The sequence below is a fragment of the Streptomyces sp. NPDC093591 genome (genome assembly GCF_044764885.1).
GTDB lineage: Bacteria > Actinomycetota > Actinomycetes > Streptomycetales > Streptomycetaceae > Streptomyces.
The window spans coordinates 141,057-163,978 of the sequence record NZ_JBIWIY010000001.1 but is presented as its reverse complement, the minus strand read 5'-3'; the positions used below and the strand labels follow the sequence as shown (position 1 = coordinate 163,978).

16 protein-coding genes, 1 pseudogene and 2 riboswitches are annotated in these 22,922 nt (G+C 70.5%); of the genes and pseudogenes, 11 read left to right on the top strand and 6 right to left on the bottom strand.

Features of this window, described 5'->3' with window-relative positions:
- The first annotated feature begins 133 nt into the window (after window positions 1–133).
- The 3 genes and pseudogenes from ACIREI_RS00720 to ACIREI_RS00710 form a co-directional block, all read left to right on the top strand.
- Window positions 134–1,186, top strand: a complete 1,053-nt coding sequence (locus ACIREI_RS00720) for an NAD-dependent epimerase/dehydratase family protein (RefSeq protein ID WP_403326847.1) — start codon at window positions 134–136, stop codon at window positions 1,184–1,186.
- Window positions 1,187–1,328: 142 nt separating this feature from the next.
- A riboswitch (cyclic di-AMP (ydaO/yuaA leader) is annotated at window positions 1,329–1,533 on the top strand.
- A gap of 56 nt (window positions 1,534–1,589) precedes the next feature.
- Window positions 1,590–2,918: an NlpC/P60 family protein gene (locus ACIREI_RS00715; RefSeq protein WP_403325663.1), complete on the top strand. Its 1,329-nt coding sequence runs from the start codon at window positions 1,590–1,592 to the stop codon at window positions 2,916–2,918.
- 221 nt (window positions 2,919–3,139) lie between these two features.
- Window positions 3,140–3,362 (top strand): annotated as a pseudogene (locus ACIREI_RS00710) (transposase); the annotation flags it as partial.
- A gap of 342 nt (window positions 3,363–3,704) precedes the next feature.
- Here the strand turns inward: ACIREI_RS00710 and ACIREI_RS00705 are convergent.
- Window positions 3,705–4,571 carry an alpha/beta hydrolase gene (locus ACIREI_RS00705; protein ID WP_403325662.1) on the bottom strand — a complete coding sequence of 289 codons (867 nt, stop codon included), beginning with the start codon at window positions 4,569–4,571 and terminating at the stop codon, window positions 3,705–3,707.
- Between the two features lie 331 nt (window positions 4,572–4,902).
- On the opposite strand from ACIREI_RS00705, the gene ACIREI_RS00700 reads away from it, so the two are divergent.
- Window positions 4,903–5,907 carry a sugar ABC transporter substrate-binding protein gene (locus ACIREI_RS00700; RefSeq protein ID WP_403325659.1) on the top strand — a complete coding sequence of 335 codons (1,005 nt, stop codon included), beginning with the start codon at window positions 4,903–4,905 and terminating at the stop codon, window positions 5,905–5,907.
- Window positions 5,908–5,977: 70 nt separating this feature from the next.
- On the opposite strand, the gene ACIREI_RS00695 is transcribed toward ACIREI_RS00700, so the two are convergent.
- Window positions 5,978–6,979, bottom strand: coding sequence for a LacI family DNA-binding transcriptional regulator (locus ACIREI_RS00695; protein WP_403325657.1), 1,002 nt, complete (start codon window positions 6,977–6,979; stop codon window positions 5,978–5,980).
- A gap of 209 nt (window positions 6,980–7,188) precedes the next feature.
- Here ACIREI_RS00695 and ACIREI_RS00690 point away from each other — a divergent pair, with 209 nt between their 5' ends.
- The 4 genes from ACIREI_RS00690 to ACIREI_RS00675 are packed head-to-tail and all read left to right on the top strand — an operon-like array spanning window position 7,189 to window position 11,486.
- Window positions 7,189–8,148: a TIM barrel protein gene (locus tag ACIREI_RS00690; protein ID WP_403325654.1), complete on the top strand. Its 960-nt coding sequence runs from the start codon at window positions 7,189–7,191 to the stop codon at window positions 8,146–8,148.
- Window positions 8,149–8,159: 11 nt separating this feature from the next.
- Window positions 8,160–9,584, top strand: coding sequence for a sugar porter family MFS transporter (locus ACIREI_RS00685; protein ID WP_403325652.1), 1,425 nt, complete (start codon window positions 8,160–8,162; stop codon window positions 9,582–9,584).
- 22 nt (window positions 9,585–9,606) lie between these two features.
- A complete protein-coding gene (locus ACIREI_RS00680; protein ID WP_403325649.1) occupies window positions 9,607–10,623 on the top strand; it encodes a Gfo/Idh/MocA family protein in 1,017 nt (338 codons plus the stop codon).
- Window positions 10,620–11,486 (top strand): sugar phosphate isomerase/epimerase family protein, encoded by an 867-nt coding sequence (locus ACIREI_RS00675; RefSeq protein ID WP_403325647.1) that lies wholly within the window; start codon window positions 10,620–10,622, stop codon window positions 11,484–11,486. Before ACIREI_RS00680 ends, ACIREI_RS00675 begins: the two co-directional genes overlap by 4 nt.
- Before the next feature lie 31 nt (window positions 11,487–11,517).
- On the opposite strand, the gene ACIREI_RS00670 is transcribed toward ACIREI_RS00675, so the two are convergent.
- Together ACIREI_RS00670 and tgmA are read right to left on the bottom strand one after the other, a co-directional pair.
- Window positions 11,518–12,471, bottom strand: a complete 954-nt coding sequence (locus ACIREI_RS00670) for an MvdC/MvdD family ATP grasp protein (RefSeq protein WP_403325645.1) — start codon at window positions 12,469–12,471, stop codon at window positions 11,518–11,520.
- A 14-nt stretch (window positions 12,472–12,485) separates the two neighbouring features.
- Window positions 12,486–12,677, bottom strand: coding sequence for a putative ATP-grasp-modified RiPP (tgmA, locus tag ACIREI_RS00665; RefSeq protein ID WP_403325642.1), 192 nt, complete (start codon window positions 12,675–12,677; stop codon window positions 12,486–12,488).
- Window positions 12,678–12,924: 247 nt separating this feature from the next.
- On the opposite strand from tgmA, the gene ACIREI_RS00660 reads away from it, so the two are divergent.
- Entirely contained in the window at window positions 12,925–14,919 is a 1,995-nt protein-coding gene (locus ACIREI_RS00660; RefSeq protein ID WP_403325639.1) for a GDSL-type esterase/lipase family protein, read from the top strand.
- A 7-nt stretch (window positions 14,920–14,926) separates the two neighbouring features.
- Here the strand turns inward: ACIREI_RS00660 and ACIREI_RS00655 are convergent, their stop codons facing one another.
- Window positions 14,927–16,405 carry an MFS transporter gene (locus ACIREI_RS00655; protein ID WP_403326846.1) on the bottom strand — a complete coding sequence of 493 codons (1,479 nt, stop codon included), beginning with the start codon at window positions 16,403–16,405 and terminating at the stop codon, window positions 14,927–14,929.
- A 335-nt stretch (window positions 16,406–16,740) separates the two neighbouring features.
- On the opposite strand from ACIREI_RS00655, the gene ACIREI_RS00650 reads away from it, so the two are divergent.
- On the top strand, window positions 16,741–19,941 hold the full coding sequence (locus tag ACIREI_RS00650) for a family 78 glycoside hydrolase catalytic domain (protein ID WP_403325636.1): 3,201 nt from the start codon (window positions 16,741–16,743) through the stop codon (window positions 19,939–19,941).
- Window positions 19,942–20,036: 95 nt separating this feature from the next.
- Here ACIREI_RS00650 and ACIREI_RS00645 read toward each other — a convergent pair whose 3' ends face one another.
- Window positions 20,037–21,467: a cytochrome P450 gene (locus tag ACIREI_RS00645; protein ID WP_403325634.1), complete on the bottom strand. Its 1,431-nt coding sequence runs from the start codon at window positions 21,465–21,467 to the stop codon at window positions 20,037–20,039.
- 140 nt (window positions 21,468–21,607) lie between these two features.
- Window positions 21,608–21,690, top strand: a riboswitch (cobalamin riboswitch).
- Between the two features lie 208 nt (window positions 21,691–21,898).
- On the opposite strand from ACIREI_RS00645, the gene ACIREI_RS00640 reads away from it, so the two are divergent.
- On the top strand, window positions 21,899–22,921 hold the full coding sequence (locus ACIREI_RS00640; RefSeq protein ID WP_403325631.1) for a FecCD family ABC transporter permease: 1,023 nt from the start codon (window positions 21,899–21,901) through the stop codon (window positions 22,919–22,921).
- Window position 22,922: the final 1 nt, after the last annotated feature.

Below are 22,922 nucleotides of genomic sequence, written 5' to 3'. Positions count from 1 at the left end.
GCCGGCCGCGGCCGGTGCGCAGGGCGAGGCCGGACGGCGCTGCGGCGCGCACCGGACACTGGCGCACCGGTAGCCGTTCGACGCCCATAAGGTGACCCCCGACCACACGACGGGAGGGGTGGAGGGCGTGGACATGGACGGCTCGACAGACGTGTTGGTGACCGGCGGCAGCGGGTTCGTCGGGAGTCATCTGGTCAAGCGGCTTCTGGAGCGCGGGTATCGGGTCCATGCCACCGTGCGCAGTACGGCCGACGCGGCGAAGGTGCGGCCGCTGCGGGAGATGCAGGAAGCGCGGCCCGGCCAACTGTCGTTGTTCGATGCGGACTTGCTGAAGGAGGGCTCCTTCGACGAGGCGATGAGCGGCTGCCGGGTGGTGTTCCACGTGGCGTCGCCGTTCCGCATGCCGGAGAAGATCGGGGACGGTCGACGGGACATGGTCGACCCGGCCCTGCTCGGCACACGCAACGTACTGGCCGCCGTCGAGCGGACGCCCACGGTCGACAGGCTCGTCCTCACCTCCACCGTGGGCGCGATCTTCGGGGACTACGCGGACGTACTGACCATGGACGACGCGGTGCTGTCGGAGCGGTACTTCAACACCACCAGCACGGTCGAGAACAACCCCTACCACTACGCCAAGACGGTCGCGGAACGCGCGGCGTGGGACGCGGAGGCCGCCCAGGGCCGCTGGCGGATGGTGTCGGTCAACCCGGGCCTGATCCTGGGCCCTTCCCTCACCCCGGCCTCGGAGTCCGGCAGCCTGTTCCTGCTGGAGGAACTGTTCAAGGGCTACTTCTTCTACGGCGCCCCGGACTTCAGCTTCACCACGGCGGACGTCCGCGAGGTGGCCGACGCGCACATCGCGGCCGCGGAGAACCCGGAGGCGAAGGGCCGCTACATCGTCGCCGACCGGACCATGACGTCCTTCCACGAGATGGCCCGCATCATCCGCACCCGCCACCCCCGCGACCTCCGCCTCCCGCGCACCGCCCTCCCCCACTGGCCGGTACGCCTTCTGGGCCCGGCCTTCGGTCTGACGCAGGACTACATCCGCAAACACCTCGGCATCCGCTTCCGGGTGGACAACAGCCGGAGCGTGAACGAACTGGGCATCACCTACCGTCCGATCGAGCAGACGGTCCTGGACCACTACAGCGCGTGGCGAAGTCAGCGCGCGGCGAGGTGAGTTCGGGCCTCGATGGACTCCGGGAGTCGAAGGTCACAAAAACGTATCGGACATTTCACATGTCAACCTTCACGAGAGGGACACAAGTTGGTTAGGTTACGCCTCAGGCCGCACGACGACCTCCGGCGAACCCCGTCGGGACGCGCGGCTTCCGCCGAGTCCGGTGCGCCCGCAGGGCCACTGGAGCCGGGGACCCAACCGAACTTGGGGTGAATCGGCCGACTGCCCTTCGAGGCAAGGGTCGTAGGGCACACCTTCCGGACCGACCGCCCGAACCCTCCCCCAGTACCTGAACGGTCTGGGGGGACCCCCACCGCTAACCCGGTAGGCGGAGCACGGAAGGAGTACGTCGCCCATGGCGCCGGAACGCACCGCGCGTCCGGGGGCTTTGAGCCTCCCCGGCATGCGCAATTCCGCACTCGCGTCGGCGGCCCTCACCTCTGTGGCCCTGCTCGCACAGACGGCCAACGCCGCCCCCTCCGTCGGGGACGAGACACCGAGCCGTGAGGAGGTCAGCCGGCGGGTCAGCTCCCTCTACGACCGGGCCGAGTCCGACACGGGAACCTTCAACGCCACCCGCGCGGCGGCGACGGGATCGCGCAAGCGAGCCGAACGGCCGACGGGCGCCGCAGGCACACCCGCCACCGCACCCCGGGGCGACGAGGGCAGGCGCGGCGACCCCGCTCTCGACCAAGTCGCCCGGCAGTGGTTCGACGCGGCCCGCTCCAAGCTGGGTCCGATCGTTCCGGCAGCGCTCCCAGCCGACAGAACGCCGGAGCGACCCGCCGAGGCACGGCGCGCCCGCCCGGCGGAGATTGCGGGGGACGGTCTCACCGACCGTGGGCGGGAGGCGCCCGGCCGCGCCGCACTGGAGCTGCCCGCCGCGCCGGTCGCCGAGTTGACGTCCGCTCCGGCGACGGGGACAGCGCCCGTGGCGGAGCTGACCTCCGGCCCGATCGCCGCCCTGCCTGCCGCTCCGACAGCCCCGCAGGAGACCACGCAGACCGACGCGAACGCCCAGTCGGCCCTTGCGCTGCCCACTCCGACCGCCGAAACAGCGGCCGAGCCCCAGCAGCGGTCCTCGCTACGGGCGGCCAAGGAGCAGAACCAGCACAAACTCGCCCGGGCCCGCGAGGTGCTGTCCGCGTACACCGCCCAGCAGGGCACGCCGCTCGCGGCCGCCGAGGCCCTGCCCGCCGCAGACACCTGGAGTGCCACCGCACCCCAGGTCCAGCCCTCGGCCGAGGCCCAGTGGCAGGCACTGCAGGCGCAGTCCGCAGCCGACCTCACCACGGTCCCGCCCGGCACGACGGCTTGGCCCACCCCGACGAGCCAGGCCCTCGACAGGAGCACCCCCCTCACCGCGACGGCCCCGCAGGACACACGAGCCGTACGAGCCCTCTCCTTCGCCCGAGCCCAACTCGGCAAACCCTGCGTCTGGGGCACGACGGGCCCGGACGCCTACGACGGTCCCGGCCTCACCCAGGCCGCGTGGAAGGCCGCCGGCATCACCCTCCCGCGCACCGCACCGGAGCAGGCGACGGCCGGCCAGGGAATCGCCCTCACCTACCTCGAACCCGGCGACCTGGTCCTCTTCCACATCGGCCACGTCGGCATCTACTCCGGCAACGGCATGATGATCCACGCCCCGGGACCCGGGGCAGTCATCCGCGAGGAGTCGATCCATTACGCCGGCGAGTCGGCGATCCACAGCGCGATACGGCCCGCCTGAGTGTGACTCGGCGGCCCATGGGTTCTGACTGTGCTTCCACGGAACCACAGTCAGAACCCCGTAGGCGCAGTGCGGCGTGTTGGCCGAGGGCCGGGCCGTCCGCTGCTGTTCAGTGCCGCACCCTGGTCGAACGCTCCCCGGCGGGCTTCCCAGCCGGAGACGCCCCACTCCGGTCGCCCCTGAGGCAGCCGATTCCGGTACAGGATCGACTTAGAACTCCTTGGCGCCGCCTGGTCTGGGCCCTCGGCGTGAAGCCGCAGATCGCCCGCCGCCGAGCACGGCTCCGGCCTGGGCACCCAACGCTGGGTCGTCGAGCGCGCGTTCGCCCACCTGCACTGGTTCCGCCGCCTGCGCATCCGCTGGGAGATACGCGACGACATCCACGAAGCGTTCCTCATTCTCGGATGCGCACGCATCTGTTGGCGGCGACTGCGCTCTGTGTGAAGCGGCGCCGCGAGCTAGTCACTCGCCGCCAGTCGGTTGAGAACTTCCATTGGAGTGAAGCTCCAGCCGACGAGGCGGTCCGCTCCAGTTGATGCCGATCATGTATCCCTCTCGGGCGGCATCAGGCAGATCGCGATCGCGCCAGGCATCCAGGGACATGGCTTCAACACGTAGCCCATGCCCCCAGATCTTTGCCGCCCTCTGGGCGCGGGCCGAGGTCGACCAGTAGGGGAGACTTCGCGTGCCGTCCGCGGGGGACACGGAAGCGCACGACGTCAGCGCACGACGTCCGGAGCACCATGAACCGGATCCGGGACGGTCGCCTCTACGAAGTCGCCGCGCTCAGTCCACCGGTTGGTCCGGGCTGTCGTCCGACCGCCACAGCCAGCGGAGGGCATCGGGAAGCAGGACACCGCCGTGGTTGGGGCTGTGGCCGCCGTCGCCCAGGACGAGGCGGAAGTCGTAGCCGGCTTCGGCGAGCGCGGCCGCGACGCGCAGGTTGTTGGCGAGCCAGTTTGCCTCGGGCTCGTTCCAGCGCAGGTCACGATGGCCCGCTTGCATGAAGATGCGCAGCGGCTTGCGAGGGACCTGGGGGATGAGTTCGGGGTAGGGGTTGCCGCCTGGCATCTGCGTGAAGCTGGACAAGTACCCGATCACCCGGCGGAATCTGTCCGGGCGTAGCCAGGCTGCGGTAAAGGCGCAGTTCCCGCCGCTACTGCCGCCGCAGATACCCCATCGGTCGGGCTCCTCGGCGATCGAGTAGTGCTTCATGACCTCAGGGATGATCTCTGTCAGGAGAAAGCCGACGTACCGATCGTCGTAGGCGTCGTACTCGGCGTTGCGGTTCTTCGGATGCTCAGCATCCGGGAAGACACCCGGGTCGACGAACACACCGATGGTGACCGGGATGTCACCGCGGTGGACGAGATTGTCCAGAACGATCGCGCCGCGGACCTCCCCTTCAGGATCCAGGTACCACCATCCGTCCTGGAACACCATCAACGACGCCGGCTCCGAGGGGTCGTACCGCGCGGGCACGTGCACCCAGAACTTCCGTGACGTTCCCGGGTAGATCGCGCTGTCGCTCCAGTCGAACTCGATCGTCTCACCGGCCCGTACGCCGGACTGCACGGCGGAGTCGGGGCCATGGGCGTAACGCACGTCCGACTGGTGAATCGGCAGCGGCTGGTAGGGCACCTCGATCGTCACGCGGGCCAACCTAGGAGAGATCACGAGCGGTCTCAATGGGGTTCCGATCCGCCGGCGCGGTGTCGCTCGCCGACGCGCTCAGCGCATCGGCCGCATCGGTGACCGCCCGTCCCCGGACCGCACCCCCCGCCGCCCCCGCCGACGCACCCTCCCACCTCAGCTTTGTCGATACGTCCTGACAAACCCATTGACATCATCTGCGAGCAGCCGCATAGTACCTGCCACTAGAGCGCGCTAGTGAAGCGCTCCAGTCGGTATCCACCGGGCGGTACCCGTGAACCTCCCCCCACCTGAGAACCCGCCCCGACCAGCACAGCGAGGTGCATGGGACATGCGCAGACACCACCGAGCCGCCACACTGACCGCCGCCGCCCTGGCCGCAGGCCTGTTCGCGGCGGGATGCTCCAGCAGCTCCGGAGGCAAGCAGTCCGAGGAGGGCTCCGCGGACGCTTCGGCGGGCAAGACGACCACGCCCCGGATGACCGTGGCCATGATCACGCACGCGGCCCCCGGCGACACGTTCTGGGACCTGATCCGCAAGGGCGCCGAGGCCGCCGCCGCCAAGGACAACATCAAGCTCGTCTACTCCAGCGACCCGAGCGCCGGCACCCAGGCCAACCTGGTGCAGAACGCGATCGACCAGAAGGTCGACGGCATCGCCCTGACCGCGGCCAAGCCGAGCGCGATGAAGGCCGTGATCGGCAAGGCCAAGGCGGCCGGCATCCCGGTCGTCGGCTTCAACGCGGGCCTGGACAACTGGAAGGACCTCGGCATGCTCGAGTACTTCGGGCAGGACGAGAACATCGCCGGCAACGCCTTCGGTGAGCGGCTCAACGAGACCGGCGCCAAGCACGCCGTCTGCGTCATCCAGGAGCAGGGCCATGTGGCGCTGGAGGCCCGCTGCGCCGGCCTGAAGAAGGGCTTCAAGGGCAAGACCGACATCCTGTACGTCAACGGCACCGACATGCCGTCCGTGAAGTCGACGATCACCGCGAAGCTCCAGCAGGACTCCTCCATCGACCAGGTGGTGACGCTGGGCGCCCCGTTCGCGCTGACCGCCGTGCAGTCGGTGGCCGACGCGGGCAGCAAGGCCAAGGTCGCCACCTTCGACCTGAACAAGGAGCTGGTCACGGCCGTCCAGGACGGCAAGGTCGAGTTCGCGGTCGACCAGCAGCCGTACCTGCAGGGCTACCTGGCGGTCGACTCGCTGTGGCTCTACAAGACCAACGGCAACTTCAGCGGCGGCGGCACGGCTCCGGTGCTGACCGGGCCCGCGTTCATCACCAAGGACAACGTCGACGAGGTCGCGAAGTTCGCGGCCAAGGGCACGCGCTAGGCGCGTCCATGGACAGGCGAGGCCGGCCGTGGCCGCGACGGGGCACGGCCGGCCTCGCCGCTGTTCGTCCTCAGGCCGGCCCCCGCGGGGCCGGCCCGCTGCTGCCCCGGACGACGAGCTTGGGGTCCAATACGGCCTCGCGGGGCTCCAGTCCGGGGTTCTCCAGCCGCTCCACGGCGAAGCGGACCGCGTTCTCGGCCATGAGGACGGCGTCCTGGCGGACGGTGGTGAGGCCGATCGGCATCAGGTGGGAGAGATGACTGTCGTCGTAGCCGACCACGGACATGTCGCGCGGGACCTCGACGCCCGCCCGCGTCAGGGTCATCAACAGGCCCATCGCACACCGGTCGTTGCCCGCGAGGACCGCCGTGGGCAGAGGCAGCCCCTGGTCACGCTCGGCCAGCAGCATCCGGCCCGTCTCGATGCCCGAGTCCTCGGTGTGCGCGCCGGGGATCACCCGTTGCTCGGCCTGAAGCCCGTGCCTGCGCATCGCGGCCCGGTACGCGCGCCGCCGCTCGGCCGAGCCGGGACCGCGCCCGCCGTCGATGTGCACGATCCAGCGGTGCCCCAGCTCCACGAGGTGGTCCATGGCCTGCCGTATGCCCTTGCCCTCGGCGGTGTGCACGCTGTCGACCCGCGCCTGGGGCACCCGGCGGCCGACCGAGACGGCGACCGTGCGGCGGCTGAGGGCGTCGAGGTCCGCGGCCGACGAGTCAGGGCCGAGCAGGATCACCGCCTCACAGCGGTGACCGAGCAGCGCCTCGATGGCCTTGCTCTCGCCGCGGCCCTGGCCGGTGGCGGACAGCAGGACCTCGTAGCCGAGCCGTTCGGCCTCGGGGTACATGCCCTCCACCAGGTCGGCCTGGAAGGTCTGGTGGACGGTGAACATCACGCCGAGGGTGCGGCTGCGGCCGCGGGCGAGCAGCCGGGCCGCGTTGTCGGGGCGGTAGCCGATCTCGTCGGCGACGCGCAGCACCCGCTCGCGGGTCTCACGGCTCGCGCCCGGCAGGTCGCGGAAGATGATCGAGACGAGCGCTCGGGACACGCCCGCCTTCTCGGCGACGTCCGCCATCGTGGGCCGCTGCCTGCCCGCTGCATCCACCTGTGAACCCACCCTTCGACGCCGATCACCTTAGCCGGGTCGTGAAATCTCCTGGCAACAAGCTATTGACATGACATTTGGACCAGGGTCATCGTACTCGCACTAGAGCGCGCTAGTAGAGCGCGACAGACGATCTGTGGATACGTCCTGGCTTCCGTCCCCTCCCCGAAGGACCTGTCATGGCAACGGCGCCAACCTCGCTCCGCACCACCGTGGGCAACCTGTGCCTGGGCTCGGCCCCCGACTCCTGGGGCGTCTGGTTCCCCGAGGACGACCAGCAGGTCCCGCACACCCGCTTCCTCGACGAGCTGGCCCGGGCGGGTTACCAGTGGCTGGAGCTCGGGCCGTACGGCTACCTGCCCACCGAGCCGCGGCAGCTCAAGGAGGAACTGGACTCCCGCGGCCTCCAGGTCTCCGGCGGCACCGCCTTCGGCGCGCTGCACCGGCCCGAGGCGTGGGACGGGATGCTCGCCCACGTCCGGCAGGTCGCCGAGCTGACCGCGGCCGCGGGCGCCCATCACCTGGTCCTCATCCCGCCCATGTACCGGGACGAGAAGACCGGCGCGTTCACCGAGCCGCCGGAGCTGACCGCCGAGCAGTGGGCGGGCTTCGGCAAGGCCGCCGACCGGCTCGGCAAGTTGCTCCTCGACGAGTACGACGTACGCCTGGTCGTCCACCCGCACGCCGACAGCCACATCCAGACCCAGCCGGAGATCGAGCGGCTGCTCAACGAGTCCGACTCCCGCTACACGAACCTGTGCCTGGACACCGGGCACGTCGCCTACGGCGGCGGCGACAACCTCGACCTGATCCGCCGCTTCGGCGAGCGCGTCGGATACGTGCACATCAAGCAGATGGACCCGGAGATCCTCGCCCAGGTCGCCGCGGAGGACCTGTCGTTCGGCGAGGCCGTCAAGCGCGGCGTGTGTGTCTCGCCGCCCGCCGGCGTGCCGAACCCCGCCGATGTGGTGGCCGAACTCGCCCTGCTGGACGCCGAGTTGTTCGTGATCGTCGAGCAGGACCTGTATCCGTGCGCCCCTGAGGTGCCGCTGCCCATCGCCGTACGTACCCGTGAGCACCTGGCGGGCTGCGGCCTCACCGGTACGCGACGCCCGGCCCTGACGCCTGCCGACCGGTGACGAGGCACCCCGTGGATCTCAAGGACGACGCGCCCCGAGCGCCCGCCACCGGCACGGACGACGCCCCGCCGGCGGTCTCGCGCAGGCTGCGGCTCATCACCGTCATCGCCACCTTCGGCGGACTGCTCTTCGGCTACGACACCGGCGTCATCAACGGTGCCCTGCCGTACATGACCGACGACCTGGGCCTGACCCCGGTCACCGAGGGCATGGTCACCAGCTCGCTCCTCCTCGGTGCCGCGCTGGGCGCGGTGACCGGCGGACGGATGTCGGACGCGCGCGGACGGCGCCGTACGATCCTCATCCTCGCGGTGCTGTTCTTCATCGGCGCGCTCGGCTGCACGCTGGCGCCGACGACGGCCGTCATGGTCGTCGCCCGGTTCGTGCTCGGCCTCGCGGTCGGCGGCGCGTCGGTGACGGTGCCGGTCTACCTCGCGGAGGTCTCGCCCGCCGAGCGGCGCGGTGCGCTGGTCACCCGTAACGAACTCATGATCGTCAGCGGCCAGTTGCTGGCGTTCACCTCCAACGCGATCATCGCCCGGGTGGGCGGCGAGTCCGGCGGGGTCTGGCGCTGGATGCTGGTGATCGCCACCCTCCCGGCCGTCGTGCTCTGGTTCGGCATGCTCGTGATGCCGGAGAGCCCGCGCTGGCTCGCCTCCAAGGCCCGCTTCAGCGAGGCGCTGGACGTGCTCAAGCAGGTCAGGTCCCGGCAGCGGGCCGAGGCCGAGCTCGCGGAGGTCTCCGCGCTCGCCGTCAAGGAAGAGCAGGAGAAGCTCGGCGGCTGGCAGGACATGAAGGCCACGCCCTGGGTGCGCAAGCTGATGTTCGTCGGCTTCGGCATCGCCATCGTGCAGCAGATCACCGGCGTCAACACGATCATGTACTACGGCACCCAGATCCTCACCGACGCCGGCTTCGCCGCGGACAGCGCGCTCACGGCGAACATCGCCAACGGCGTCATCTCGGTGCTGGCCACCTTCGTCGGGATCTGGCTGCTCGGCCGGGTCAACCGCCGCCCGATGCTGATGGCGGGTCAACTTGGCACCACCGCCGCCCTGTTGCTGATCGGCGTCTTCTCCCTGGTGCTGCCGTCCGGTGACGGCCGTGCCTACGCCGTGCTCGCCATGACCGTCACCTTCCTCGCCTTCCAGCAGGGCGCGATCTCGCCGGTGACCTGGCTGATGCTGTCGGAGATCTTCCCGATGCGGATGCGCGGCTTCGGGATGGGTGTCGCGGCCGTGGTGCTGTGGCTGACCAACTTCGTGATCGGGCTGGTCTTCCCGTCGCTGGTCTCCGGTATCGGGATCTCCAACACCTTCTTCCTGTTCGTGGTGGCGGGTGTCTTCTCGCTCGCCTTCGTCAAGCGCTACGTCCCCGAGACGAAGGGCCGCTCGCTCGAAACCCTCGAGGCCGAGCTCCGGGCCCGCTTCTCCTGACCCTCTGTTAGAAGGAAAGAAAATGACCGTACGTGTAGGCGTCATCGGCGCCGGCTGGATCGGCAAGGAACACATCCGGCGCCTCACCGAGACCGTCACGGGCGCCCGCGTCACCGCGGTCACCGACATCGACGCCGCCCGCGCCGAGGAGGCGGCGGCGCCGGTCGGTGCCCGGGTGCTGCCCGACGGCGCGGCCGTGATCGCGGCGGACGACGTCGACGCCGTCCTCGTGACGTCCTGGGGCCCGACCCATGCCGAGCACGTACTGAACGCGATAGCCGCCGGCAAACCGGTGTTCTGCGAGAAGCCGCTGGCCACGACCGCCGAGGACTGCCTGAGGATCGTCGAGGCCGAGACGGCACGCGGCCGCCGCCTGGTCCAGGTCGGCTTCATGCGCCGCTACGACACCGGCTACCGGCAGATGAAGCAGGTCATCGACTCCGGCCGCATCGGCGAGCCGCTGATCGTGCACTGCGCCCACCGCAATCCGACCGTCCCGGAGTCGTACACCTCCTCGATGGCCGCCCTGGACACGGCCGTGCACGAGGTCGACGTGCTGCGCTGGCTGCTGGACGACGAGATCGTCTCCACCCAGGTGGTCACGCCGCGTGCCACGAGCAAGCGGTTCGCGCATCTGAAGGACCCTCAGATCATGCTCTTCGAGACCGCGAAGGGTGTCCGTATCGACCTGGAGGTCTTCGTCAACTGCCAGTACGGCTACGACATCCAGTGCGAGGCGGTCGGTGAGGAGGGCCTGGTCCGGCTGCCCGACCCGGCCTCCGTCGGCGTGCGCACCGCCGCTCGGCACAGCACCGAGGTGCTCACGGACTGGGTGGGCCGTTTCCGGGACGCCTTCGACACCGAGTTCCGCGAGTGGATCGCGGGCATCGCCGCCGGTGACGAGCCCACGGGACCGTCCGCCTGGGACGGTTACGCCGCCACCGTCATCACCGCCGCGACCGTCGAGGCCCTGGAGTCGGGCCGCGTCGTCGCCACCGACCTCAAGCCCCGCCCCGCCTTCTACGGAGGTCTCGCGTGAAAATCGCCCTCGACCCGTACATGCTCCGCACGCTCCCCATCGACGAGATGGTGCGCACGGTCGCCGAACTCGGCTACGAGTACATCGAGTTGTCGCCCCGCGACGACTTCATGCCGTTCTTCCTGCACCCGCGCGCCGACGACGAGCGGATCGTGGAGCTGAAGAACTCCCTGCGCACGCACGGCGTCCAGCTGTCCTCCGTGCTGCCGCTGTACAAGTGGTCCTCACCCGACGAGACCGAGCGGCAGGCCGCGGTCCGCTACTGGAAGCGGATGATCGAGATCACCGCCGATCTCGAATGCCCGCTGATGAACAGCGAGTTCAACGGCCGCCCCGAGCGTGCCGCCGAGAGCGAGGCGGCCTTCTGGCGCTCGCTGGAGGAGCTGCTCCCGGTGTTCGAGCGCGAAGGCATCGCTCTGAACCTGGAGGCGCACCCCGACGACTTCTGCGAGGAGAACAACCCCGCGGTCGACCTGGTCCGGGCGATCAACAAGCCCTGGGTGAACTACCTGTACTGCGCGCCGCACTCCTTCCACCTGTCGGGCGCGGACCCGACGGCGGACATCGCGGCGATGATGCGCTACGCCGGCGACAAGCTCCAGCACGTGCACATCGCGGACTCCTTCAACCACAAGGGCTCCTCCGGCCTGCGCTACATCCTCAACCCGCCCGGCACCCCGGCCCGGATCCACCAGCACCTGGACATCGGGCAGGGCGAGGTCGACTGGGACGCCTTCTTCGGCACGCTGCGCGAGCTGAACTTCGACGGCGTCGCCACCGCCTGCGTCTTCGCCTGGGAGGAACGGGCCCGCGAGTCCTCGGCGTTCATGCTGGACCGCATCCGCAAGGAGCTGGCCGCGTAGGAGGACGCCGGGGCCCCGGCCCCGGCGACACTCACCGGCGGCCCTCCGCTCGGCGGTCCGCCCTGCGCTGAGCCAGCCACAGGGCGACCTCCTCCGAGATCGGCTGCCCGGTCTCCAGTTCGACGAAGCCGAACTGGCCGCCCTGGTTGCACTCCAGGAACCACCAGATGCCGTGCTCGTCCTCGGCGAAGTCGAAGGCGGCGTACGCCAGTCCGCCGAGGGTGACGTACTCGTGCACCGCCTTGCCGATCCGTTCGGGGACCGGGACCGCCTCCCAGGCGTGCCCGGTGTCGCCGTAGCGGCCGTCGACCTGACCGGGTTCGGCGGTCTTCCGCGCGGCGAACAGCCGGGTACCGACGCAGGTCAGCCGGATGTCGGCCCGCTTGGGTACGTACCGCTGGAGCAGCGCGGGCCCGGCCGCGACCGCGGAGAAGTCCGTGTCGGGGCCGACGAGGGTGGTGGGCAGGGCCGGCGCGGGGTCGCCGGGGGGCGGCCCCGAGGCGGACTTCACCACCACGTCCCGGTACTCCTCGGCGAACTCCCGCGCCAGCCGGGGTGACGTGGTGAAGACCGTCGGCGGTACGGCGAAGCCGCTGAGGTGGGCCACCCTCAACTGCCAGGGTTTCAGCCGGGCCTGGTCGGCGTTGCGCGGATGGTTCATCCACCGTGCGGCGGCGGAGTGGAGCATCCCGTACAGCGCCTGCCGGGTCTCGGCGGTCAGCCACGGTGAGGGGTCGGCCGCGTGTGCCGCCGGTTCGCCGGGCCTGCGCACCCAGATGGAGCGCAGGCCGCTCATGCTGAGCACGTGTCCGTTGACCGACAGGTGCCCGTCGAAGTCACCGTGGGCGTAGTCGGCGGACAGCACGGCCTTGCCCGGCAGGTCGGCGGGGTCCAGCCGCATCACGGGAGTCCCTGTCCCGTGCAGCCTGGCCACCACCATGTCGGCGGTCACGTCCTCTTCGGACGTCAGGATCAGTACGGTCATTCGCGTGCGGATCGTCAGTCGTCGAAGTGGGTCGCGGATCCGGCGGTGGACGTCGTCGTGCCGACCGCGAGCAGTAGGTCCGGGTCACTGACGGCGGGGCGGCCGTCGGGCAGCACGTTCAGCTGGCGCGCCGGGTCGAAGTGATACGGCGTCACCGCTTGGGGAATCCCTCTGGGAACGGTGTAGTTGAGGGTGAACGGTCGCATGGTGAACCTCCGGTGAAGTACGCGTGAATCACCGTCACTTACGCGCCTTTTCTGTAAGGAATTCATCACTTTCCGCCACATCGGCGTGAAGGCCGTCACACCCGTCACGCCACTCGCCTGAATTCCCCGGCTTTCCACAGGAGTTCTTGACGCTGAACCGTTTCATTGCTTCTCTCGAAACACAGTTCTTCATGGGAGCGCTCCCAACCCCCACGTGAAAGGGATCCCCGTGCAGACAGTGCAGACAGTGCCGACAACCCCCCACCCCAGACGCACTCTTTCGGTCCTCCTCACCGCGGCGCTCGTCGCCTGCCTCCTCTCCCTGTCCTGGGCGGGCGGCTCTCCGGCAAGGGCAGCGGCCGGTGACGGCTCGGTGTCCGACCCCAACATCGTCTATGTGGGCCGCTGGGACACGAGTTCGGGCACCGCCGCCGTGCCCCACTGGTCCGGCGCGTACTTGCAGACGGCCTTCACCGGCACCACGGTGAAGGTCAGGGCGAGGGACGCGGTCAACTTCTACGCGAGCGTCGACGGCGGACCTGACGTCTTCCACGCCGGTGTGCGCGGGACGGTGAACCTCACTCCCCAGCCCCTGTCCTCCGGCACCCACACCCTGCGGATCTCCTACCGCTCCGGCGACACCGTCTTCCAAGGCCTGGTGCTGGACCCCGGCGCGCGCACGGTCAGTCCCACCCTGCCGTCAGGGGTGGTCGAGTTCGTCGGGGACTCCATCACCGCCGGTGCCCTCACCGACCGGCTGGCGCTCGACTCGTACGCCTGGAAGACCGGCGAGCGGCTGGGGATGCGGCACACCAGGATCGCCCGCGCGGGCTACTGCCTGGTCGCCCAGTCCGGTTGCACGGGCCTGAGCGGCCAGTACTTCAGGACCGGCAGCACCGGCGACCAGAGCTGGGACTTCTCCCGCTACGGGGCGAGCGCGGTCGTCGTCAACCTGGGCACCAACGACATCGGCCACGGCGTGTCCGGCTCCGCCTTCCAGGCGGCGTACACCAAGTTCCTGAGCGACCTGCGCGCCAAGCACCCGTCGGCGCACCTCTTCGCCGTGCAGACGCTGAAGAAGCGCTACGTGCCGGAGACCAGGGCCGCCGTGAGCGCCCGCAACAGCGCCGGTGACGCCAAGGTGCACTACGTCGACACCACGGGCTGGCTCACCGACGGCACCGACTACGAGGACGGCAACGGCCATCCCAACGAGGCGGGGCACACCAAGTTCGCGGGGCGCCTGGCGCCCGTCATCGCCGCCCGACTGGGCAGTGCGGCCGGTGTGTCCACCAGGGCGGCAGCTCCGGGCCAGCCCGGCGACCCCAACATCAAGTTCGTCGGCCGCTGGGACACCCGCAGCTCCAGCACCCTGTACACCCCGTACTGGGCCGGCGCGTACTACCGGGTCGGGTTCACCGGCCGCACGGTCAAGCTCAAGCAGCGCAACACCATCGACTTCTGGGCGCGCATCGACAACGGGCCGGTGAAGTTCTACGACGACGTCAAGGGCACGGTGGACCTGACGCCGACGGCCCTGGCCTCCGGAAACCACACACTCCAGGTCAACTACCAGGTGGTCGCGGGCTCGTACCGCGGCGACGCCGTCTTCCAGGGGCTGGTCCTCGACAGCGGCGCGACCACCTTCGCGCCCTCGGCCCCCGCCAAGGTGATCGAGTTCGTCGGCGACTCGATCACCGTGGGCACCACCACCTCGCAGAACGCCCGTACCGCGTACGGCTGGCTGATCGGCGAACGGCTCGGCGCGGAGCACACCCAGATCGCCCAGGGCGGCGCCTGTCTGGTTGCCACGGCCGACGGATGCGTGGGCCTGGAGCAGCAGTTCACCAGGCTCAACCCCAACTCCCCCACGCCCGACTGGGACTTCTCCCGCTACCAGGCGGACGCGGTCGTCATCAACCTGGGCACCAACGACGTGGGGCACGGCGTCAGTTCCACGCAGTTCCAGTCGGCGTACGCCAGCCTGCTGCGCAAGGCGCGTGCCGCCTATCCGCGGGCCTGGATCTTCGCCCTGGAGACGTTCCGCGGCCGCTACGTCCCGCAGACCGAAGCGGCCGTCAAGGCGGCCGTCGACGGCGGTGACGCCCGGGTCTCGTTCGTCGACACGACGGGCTGGCTGGGCTCCGGCGATCTGACGGACTCCGTCCACCCGAACGACCAGGGCCACCGCGTCATCGCCGACCGCCTCGCACCGATCATCGCGGCGAGAATCGGCGCCTGACGTGATCTCAGGACATCGGCATTCCTCCGCCCTGGAGCCGCTCCAGGTCGGAGGGTCGGACCTGGATGACGAGGAGGGCGATCACCGCGGCGATCGCGGTGAAGATCGCGGCCACGATGAAGGCGGCGGAGACTCCCGCGGTGAGGATCTCGTCGGCGTACGGCGCCGGGAGCTGCCCGGTGCGTTCGAAGCGCAGCCGCTCCACCGGGGTGGCCTGGGACAGGAAGGCGGGGATCTGCTTGTCGGCCTCGTTGTTGCTGGCCGTGCCGAACATCGTGACCAGGATGGACAGTCCGAGGGAGCCGCCCACCTGCTGGGTGGCGTTGAGAAGTCCGGAGGCGGCGCCCGTCTCCCGGGTGGCCACGTTGGACAGCGCCATCAGGGTCAGCGACACGAACTCCATGCCCATACCGAGGCTGAACACGAGGATCGGGCCGAGGACGCTGCCCGCGTAGGTGGAGTGGACGTCGGTCAGGGTCAGCCAGCCGAGGCCGGCAGCGGCCAGGATGGCGCCGGTCACCATGAAGGGCTTGGGCCCGTACTTCGGCAGGAGTTGGGAGGCGAGCCCCGCGCCCACCGCGATGACGGCGCTCACCGGGAGGAAGGCGAGCCCCGCTTGGAGCGGGCTGAAGTCCAGTACGTTCTGGACGAAGAGGGTGAGGAAGAAGAACATGCCGAAGATCGCGGCGGCGAGGCTCAGCATCATGCCGTAGGTGCCCGCCCGGTTGCGGTCCGCGAACATGTGCAGGGGTGTGATCGGCTGCCGGGAGCGCCGTTCGATCAGAACGAACGCGAGCAGCACGACGACGGCCGCTCCGAACGCGGTCAGGGTGAGCGGGTCCCGCCAGCCGTCCTGCGCGGCCCGGATGAACCCGTACACCAGCAGCACCATGCCGATGGTGGAGGCCAGCGCGCCCGCCAGGTCGAAGTGACCGGGGTGGCGCTCGGACTCGCGGATCCAGCGCGGGGTGGCGAGCGCGATGAGCAGCCCGATGGGCACGTTGACGAACAGCACCCAGCGCCAGTTCAGCCACTCGACCAGGATGCCGCCGGCCAGCAGCCCGATCGCGCCGCCGCCCGCCGAGACCGCGGCGAAGACGCCGAACGCCCTGTTGCGTTCGGGTCCTTCCCGGAAGGTCGTGCTGATCAGGGCGAGGGAGGTCGGGGAGGCGATGGCGCCGCCGACGCCCTGGAGGGCACGGGCGGCGAGGAGTTGCCACTCGTTCTGGGACATGCCGCCGAGCAACGAGGCGAGGACGAAGAGCAGTACGCCGAAGATGAAGACGCGCCGTCTGCCGAGGATGTCGCCCATCCTGCCGCCGAGCAGCAGGAGCCCGCCGAAGGTGAGCGTGTAGGCGTTGATCACCCAGGACAGGCTCGTCGTGGAGAAGTCGAGCGAGCGCTGGATGTCCGGCAGGGCGATGTTCACGATGGTGATGTCGAGCACCACCATCAGCTGGCAGGAGGCGATGACCAGCAGCGCCATACCGCTGCCCCGGCCATCGCCCGGCCTCTGTTCCGGGCTGGTGGTCCGCGTTTCGGGTGCGGGTTCGGGGTTGCTCATCACATCGCGCCCTCGGGCGAGAGTCAGTGGCTGGTGCGCGCCACCATCCGACCGTACGCCGCCATCAAGGTGACCTCCAGTCGATCACCCCGCGGCCCGGTCCACGCCAGAGCCACCCTCAGAAGGCAGTGACTAAATCGTTTCAATCCTCGCCTACCTCATCTCGGCCAGGGCATTGACCACATCCGACGCGGAACCCTAACCTCCGGGCAATCGGCTTGAAACCTTTCACGAACGAACCGAACCGAGGGTGCACCATGTCCTGGGACCTGTCGCGTCGAAGACTTCTGCAGCTGGGCGGAGTCACGGCCGCCTCCGTCGTCCTGACCGGCCCCCGGGCCCTCGCCGCCCCGTCGGCCGCCGCCCCGGTGGGGCAGCCGCCCGCGCCGAGCGGGATGCTGGCGGATCTGCTGCCGCAGGCACTGGGCACGAGCGCCGGACAACGTCCCCGGTTCAGCTGGCAGATGCCGGACTTCGGGGCCGGCACCGTCCAGCAGGCGTATCAGCTGCAGGTGGCCGCCACTCCGGCCGGTTTCGAGGAGGACCGGCTGATCTGGGACTCCGGCAGGCAGGAGTCCGCCGCCTCCACCGCCGTACCGTACGGCGGGCCGGCCCTGGAGCCCCGTACCGCCTACTGGTGGCGGGTCCGAAGCTGGGGCGGGAAGCGGTCCTCCTGGTCCCGGCCCGTGCTGCTGGCCACGTCGGTCGAGGACGAGTGGAAGGCCGAGCCGGTCTGGGTGCCGGCCGGGCCGGTGATGACCGACGGCACTCTGAGTACCCGCCTGAAGATCACCGCCGTGGCCGCGGGGCTGTGGTTCCGCGCCGCGAACACGGCCAACAACTACATGTGGCAGCTGCGCGCCGGCAGCCCGGGCGTGCTGCGCAAGCACGTCTGTGTGAACGGCACCTACTCGGTCCTCGGCGAGGTCCGGCTGCCCTTCGCGGTCGCCACAGGCGAGTGGCTCGACGTCTCCGTCACCATGACCGGCGCCACCTTCACCACCACCGTGAACGGCACCGTCGTCGACACCACCACCGACGCCCGCTACGCCTCCGGCAACATCGGTCTGCGCAACGGCCTGACCGAGTCCCAGGTGTACGACCGGGTCACCTTCACGGCCGCCGACGGCACCGTCCTGCTCGACGACGACTTCACCTCCGACAAGGGCACCTTCTCCGCGGGCACGGTCTCCGGCGGCACGCTCACCTTCCCCACCGGTGCCTCCGCGCTCTCCTCCTACGGCGCCGACGACACCTGGGCGCTGCTGCGGCACGAGTACGGCACCGACTCGGGCAAGGACATAGCCGCAGCGGTCCTCTACGTCGCGGCGACCTCCCCCGACCCCGCCCGCCAGTACGTGGCCAAGGTGTGGAGCAACGGCACCGTGGTCGGCCACGCCTCCGTGCGTTCCGGCTCCGGCACCGCCTACCAGGCGTTCGACATCACGCCCACCCTGCGCGCGGGCGGTGGCAAGAACGCGCTGGCCGCGCTGTGCTGGACCACCTCGCAGCAGAAGTTCCTGGCACAGCTGGAGATCACCTACACCGACGGCAGCCGGGCCACCGTCTCCTCCGGCGACCACTGGAAGGCGCGGCGCCAAGCCGGACTCCTGCCCGCGAAGGGCAGCGCCGGCAGCAGCTACTTCACCGTCCCGCAGGAGTACTGGGACCTGCGCCAGGAGCCCGTCGGCTGGACGGAACCGGGCTTCGACGACGGCGACTGGCACGCGGCGCGCGTCCGCCCCGCCATCGACGGACTCACCCCGGCACTGATCGAACCGGTCCGGCTGCACGACGTCACCCCGGCGGCCGTCACCGAGGTCGCCGACGGCCGCTGGCTGGTCGACCTCGGCCGGGAGATCGTCGGCGGGCTCGCCCTGGAGGTCACCGGCAGCGCGGGCGACGCCGTCGAGGTGCGGCTCGGCGAGGAGCTGAACGCGGACGGGACGGTCAAGTACCAGCTGCGGGCCACCAACACCTACCGCGAGGTGTGGACTCTGCGCGACGGCGCCCAGCGCTTCGAGCACTGGGGCTACCGCGGCTTCCGCTGGGCCGAGCTGCGCACGTCCGTCGACCTGTCGAAGGCGGTCGTCACCGGCCGTGCCTGGAAGCTCGACTGGGACGACGCGCACGCCTCCTTCCGCAGCTCCGACCCCGACCTCGACCGTGTCTGGGAGCTGTGCCGCTACTCGATCGAGGCGACCCGCGGCGACGTGTACGTGGACACCCCGACCCGTGAGCGCGGCCCGTACGAGGGCGACGCCCTGATCAACCAGCTGTCCGAGTACGGCGTCCAGCGCTCCTACGCCCTGGCCCGCTGGTCCAACGACTACCTGGTCCGCAAGGGCACCTGGCCCACCGAGTACCGGCTGATGTGCGCGATCTCCGCGTGGGAGGACTATCTCGCCACCGGCGACGACCGGCAGCTCGCCAAGGACTACGACCTGCTCGCGGCGAAGAACCTCACCACCTATCTGGACTCCCAGGGGCTGGTCCGCAAGGCCCCCGGCAACACCAGCCAGAACCTGGGCGACCTCGTCGACTGGCCGGCCGCAAGCCGCGACGGGTACGTCTTCACCAACGTCAACACCGTCGTCAACGCCTTCCAGTACGCGGCCTTCGACGCGCTCGCCCACTGTGCCGAGGCCCTGGGCAAGGCCGACGACGCCAAGGCCCTGCGCGGCCGCGCCGACACCCTCGCCACGGCCATGCGCGACACCCTGCTCGACGCCTCGGCCGGCCGGTTCCTCGACGGTGCGGGCACCTCCCACAGCGCCCAGCACGCCACCGCCTTCCCGGTCGCGCTCGGCGTCGCGGACTCCCTCGACGCCGAGGTCCTGGCCAGGCTCGGCGACACCCTCGCCGCGGGCGGCATGAAGGTGAGCGTGTACGGCGCCCAGTTCCTCCTCGACGCCCTGTTCCGCCTCGGCCGCGCGGACGCCGCGCTGGCGCTGCTCACCTCCTCGGCCACCAACTCCTGGCTGCACATGCTGGACGCGCTGAAGGCGACCATCGTCACCGAGGCGTGGGATCCCGCCCTGAAGTCCAACATGACCTTCTCGCACGCCTGGGCCTCCGCGCCCGCCAACGCGGTCGCCCGGCACATCCTCGGCGTCCAGGTCAGCAAGCCCGGGGCGGCGGAGTTCCGGATCCGCCCGAGGACCGGGCACCTGACCGAGGTCGAAGGGACGGTGCCCTCCGTGCGCGGCCCCGTGTCGGTGGCCGTACGCCGCTCCGGTGCCACGCACGCGGTGCGGGTGACCGTGCCGCCGAACGCGCGCGCCGTCCTGGAGATCGAGATCGGGGACGCCGATCCCTCGGCGTACCGGGTGACGGCGACACCTCCGGGCGGCGAGGGCCGCGTGCCGGTCAAGCCGTTCACCGGTCTCACGGGCACGGTGCTGCGGATCGGTCCCGTCGGCTCGGGCACGGCCGAGGTCGAGCGCGTGTCCTCGTGACAACGCGGCTGGGGGTCCCCCCACGCCTTTAAGGCAGTGGGGGAGTGCGTGCCAGACCCCGCGACGCCGGCATGATCCGCCGGGCAGGCCCTGGGTCAGCGGCCGGTGCGGATGAGTCCCGTCAGATAGCGCCACAGCGAGGAGCGCTGCCGGGCGGCCGGGGCGGGCAGTATCGCCTCGGCTTCCGGCTCGGCGCTCTCCGGTGCGGAGGCGGACGTCGGCGGCCGCCCGGCGCGCTGACGGGGCATCGGGGCGAGTTCGTACCGTACGGGCAGTGAGCGCAGGCCGCGCATGAACGGCGAGGAGCGCCACGGCAGTTGGTCGGCCGACAGGGCGAGGTCCAGATGGGAGAACCGCTCGAAGAGCCGGCCCACACCCACCGCCGCGACCGTCGACGCGAGCTCGCGCGCCGGGCACTGGCGTCGGCCCGCGCCCCAGGACAGGTGGGCCCGGGTGCTGATGGCGCTGCCCGCCGCCACATGGTCGGCGAAGAGCGGGTCGGCGTGCGCGGCGGCGGAGGAGACCCAGACGGGGTCGCCCGCCCGGATCGTGTAGTTGCCGAGCGCGGTGTCCCGGGCGGCGAAGCGCGGTACGAAGTTCACCAGCGGCGGCTTGCGCATGACCACCCGGTTCATGGTCTCCCTGATCATCCCGGCCGACAGGCTGGCGCGCACACCGCCGTCGCCGTCACCGGAGATGACCTCGACCACCGTGTTGGACATGAGGATCCCGACGTGGTCGGAGGTCATGCCGAGCAGCATGAACAGCTCACGGGCCAGCTCGTCCAGCGAGAGGCCGGGATGCGCGGCGAGAAGGTAGGAGGGGAAGTCGTCCCCCGGCTCCTTCAGCTTCACGGCCGCCAGTTCCGCGAGCGTCGCCAGCAGTCGCTCCAGGGCGGGCTCCGCGTCCGGACCGGCGTCCAGGACCCGCCACATGTCCATCAGCGCGTCGTCGCCCTGGGAACCGGGGAAGCCGAGCAGATGACTGGCCACCATCAGCGGCAGCGGCCGGGAGAACTGTGCGGACAGGTCCGCCACGCCCGTTCCGCCGCCCTGTCCGACCAAAGTGATCAGTTCGTCGGCGTAGGCGGTGACGGCCGCCTTCAGCCGCTTCGCCTGCGGGTGGCCGGGGTCCTGGAAGGGTTTGAGCGCGGCGTCCCATGCCGTGCGCAGCGTGCCGTATCCGGGGCCGCCCTGGATCAGCACATGGTTGACCTCGAGGGAGGGCCCGAGCGGCCAGTCGGCGGGGACTTCGCCCGCCGTGCGGGCCCGCCAGTTCTCCAGCCCCTTCGGCCAGCCGTCGTCGTCCTGGAGGACCTGCAGGGCCTCCCGGTAGCCGAGGACGAGCCAGGCGGGCACACCGAGCAGGTCGACCGGAGCGACGGGGCCGTGCTGCTGCCTCAGCCGCTCGTACACGAGCGAGGGACGCGTCTCGTAGTCGCGGGTCAGCAGCGGTTCGGGAGCCAACTCCTCCAACCGGGTGCCCTCGACGCCCACGGATCCGCTCTCACCCCACTGGGATTCCATCTGCCTGCCGCCCTCCGACACTCCCCGCACCGGCGCACTACCAGTCAGTAGCCGACACGCCGGTGACCCTACCCCAGGGGGCACTCGCGGGTGAACGGGCCCCGGCGGGATGTTCTGTTACGCTCCCCGGGCCTCCCGCGGGGGAAGTCCGGTGAGAGTCCGGCGCTGACCCGCAACGGTGTGCGCGGGGACCCCGTGGTCCGTCGCGTGAGCCCGATCGCCCGTGGTGGGTGCGACCCGTTGACTGCTCGCCGTGGACTGCGAGAGGGGACCGCGCGGCCGGCACGGTCGTACGGGCTGTCTCCCTGATCGATGTTCACAGGCGGCCCCAGGCGAAGGACCGCCCGCCCGTGCACCGAAGCCAGACCCGGACAGTGAGACCGATACCGAGACCGGGTGAGTCACGGCTGCCCGGTGCGTCACGCGCATCCGTGGTGTCACTCGTCCTCGCGCTGGGGCTCCTGCTCCTCGTCTCGCTCGTGTGCGGTGTCGGGCTCGGGGCCGCCGGGATCGGGTGGGGCGATGTCTTCCGGCTGCTCGGGGCGGGGCTGACCGGTGGCACCATCGACGCCGGGGACGTCGCCGCGTACACCATCGTCTGGGAGATCCGGCTGCCGCGCGTCGTGCTCGGTGCGGTGGTCGGGGCCGGGCTCGCGACGGTCGGGGTGGCCGTGCAGGCGATGGTGCGCAACGCTCTCGCGGATCCGTTCGTGCTGGGCATCTCCTCGGGCGCCGCGGTGGGCGCCAACGCCGTGATCCTGCTGGGGGCGTTCGCGGGGCTGGGAGTCTGGGCGCTGTCCCTGTCGGCGTTCGCCTCGGCGCTCGCGGCGACGGCGCTGGTGTATGCCGTGGCGCGGTCACCCCACGGACTGACCCCGCTGCGGCTGATCCTGACCGGGACGGCACTGGCGTACGGCTTCGAGGCCGTCACCACCGTCATGGTGTTCGGCGCGGCCCGGGGTGAGGCGGCGCGGTCGGCGATGATGTGGCTGCTCGGCAGCCTGGGCGGCGCGACCTGGGCCCAGGTGCCGCTCGCCGCGGTGACCGTGGCGGCCGGGTGGGCGTGGCTGCGGTGGCGGGCCGAGGCGCTCAACGCGCTCGCGATGGGGGACGAGACGTCCGCCGTGCTCGGCGTCCAACCGGCTTGGCTGCGACGGGAGTTGTTCCTCGTCACCGCCGCCGTGACGGGAACTGTCGTCGCGGTCAGCGGGGCCATCGGTTTCGTCGGGCTGATGGTGCCGCATGTCGTACGGATGCTGGTCGGCGCCGATCACCGGCGGGTGCTGGCCGTGGCGCCGTTCGCCGGGGCCGTGCTGCTGGTGTGGGCGGACCTGCTGTCACGGGTTCTCCTCGCCCCCGCCGAGCTGCCCGTCGGGGTGATCACGGCCGTCGTCGGGGTGCCCGCGTTCGTGCTGCTGATGCGGCGCGGCGGCTATGCGTTCGGAGGTCGGTGAG

Coding starts and splice junctions, on each gene's coding strand:
- ACIREI_RS00715 (WP_403325663.1), top strand. CDS start 1,590: ATGCGCAATTCCGCACTCGCGTCGGCGGCCCTCACCTCTGTGGCCCTG.
- ACIREI_RS00690 (WP_403325654.1), top strand. CDS start 7,189: ATGGCAACGGCGCCAACCTCGCTCCGCACCACCGTGGGCAACCTGTGC.
- ACIREI_RS00650 (WP_403325636.1), top strand. CDS start 16,741: ATGTCCTGGGACCTGTCGCGTCGAAGACTTCTGCAGCTGGGCGGAGTC.
- ACIREI_RS00720 (WP_403326847.1), top strand. CDS start 134: ATGGACGGCTCGACAGACGTGTTGGTGACCGGCGGCAGCGGGTTCGTC.
- ACIREI_RS00680 (WP_403325649.1), top strand. CDS start 9,607: ATGACCGTACGTGTAGGCGTCATCGGCGCCGGCTGGATCGGCAAGGAA.
- ACIREI_RS00645 (WP_403325634.1), bottom strand. CDS start 21,467: ATGGAATCCCAGTGGGGTGAGAGCGGATCCGTGGGCGTCGAGGGCACC.
- tgmA (WP_403325642.1), bottom strand. CDS start 12,677: ATGCGACCGTTCACCCTCAACTACACCGTTCCCAGAGGGATTCCCCAA.
- ACIREI_RS00655 (WP_403326846.1), bottom strand. CDS start 16,405: ATGGCGCTGCTGGTCATCGCCTCCTGCCAGCTGATGGTGGTGCTCGAC.
- ACIREI_RS00700 (WP_403325659.1), top strand. CDS start 4,903: ATGCGCAGACACCACCGAGCCGCCACACTGACCGCCGCCGCCCTGGCC.
- ACIREI_RS00695 (WP_403325657.1), bottom strand. CDS start 6,979: ATGGCGGACGTCGCCGAGAAGGCGGGCGTGTCCCGAGCGCTCGTCTCG.
- ACIREI_RS00670 (WP_403325645.1), bottom strand. CDS start 12,471: ATGACCGTACTGATCCTGACGTCCGAAGAGGACGTGACCGCCGACATG.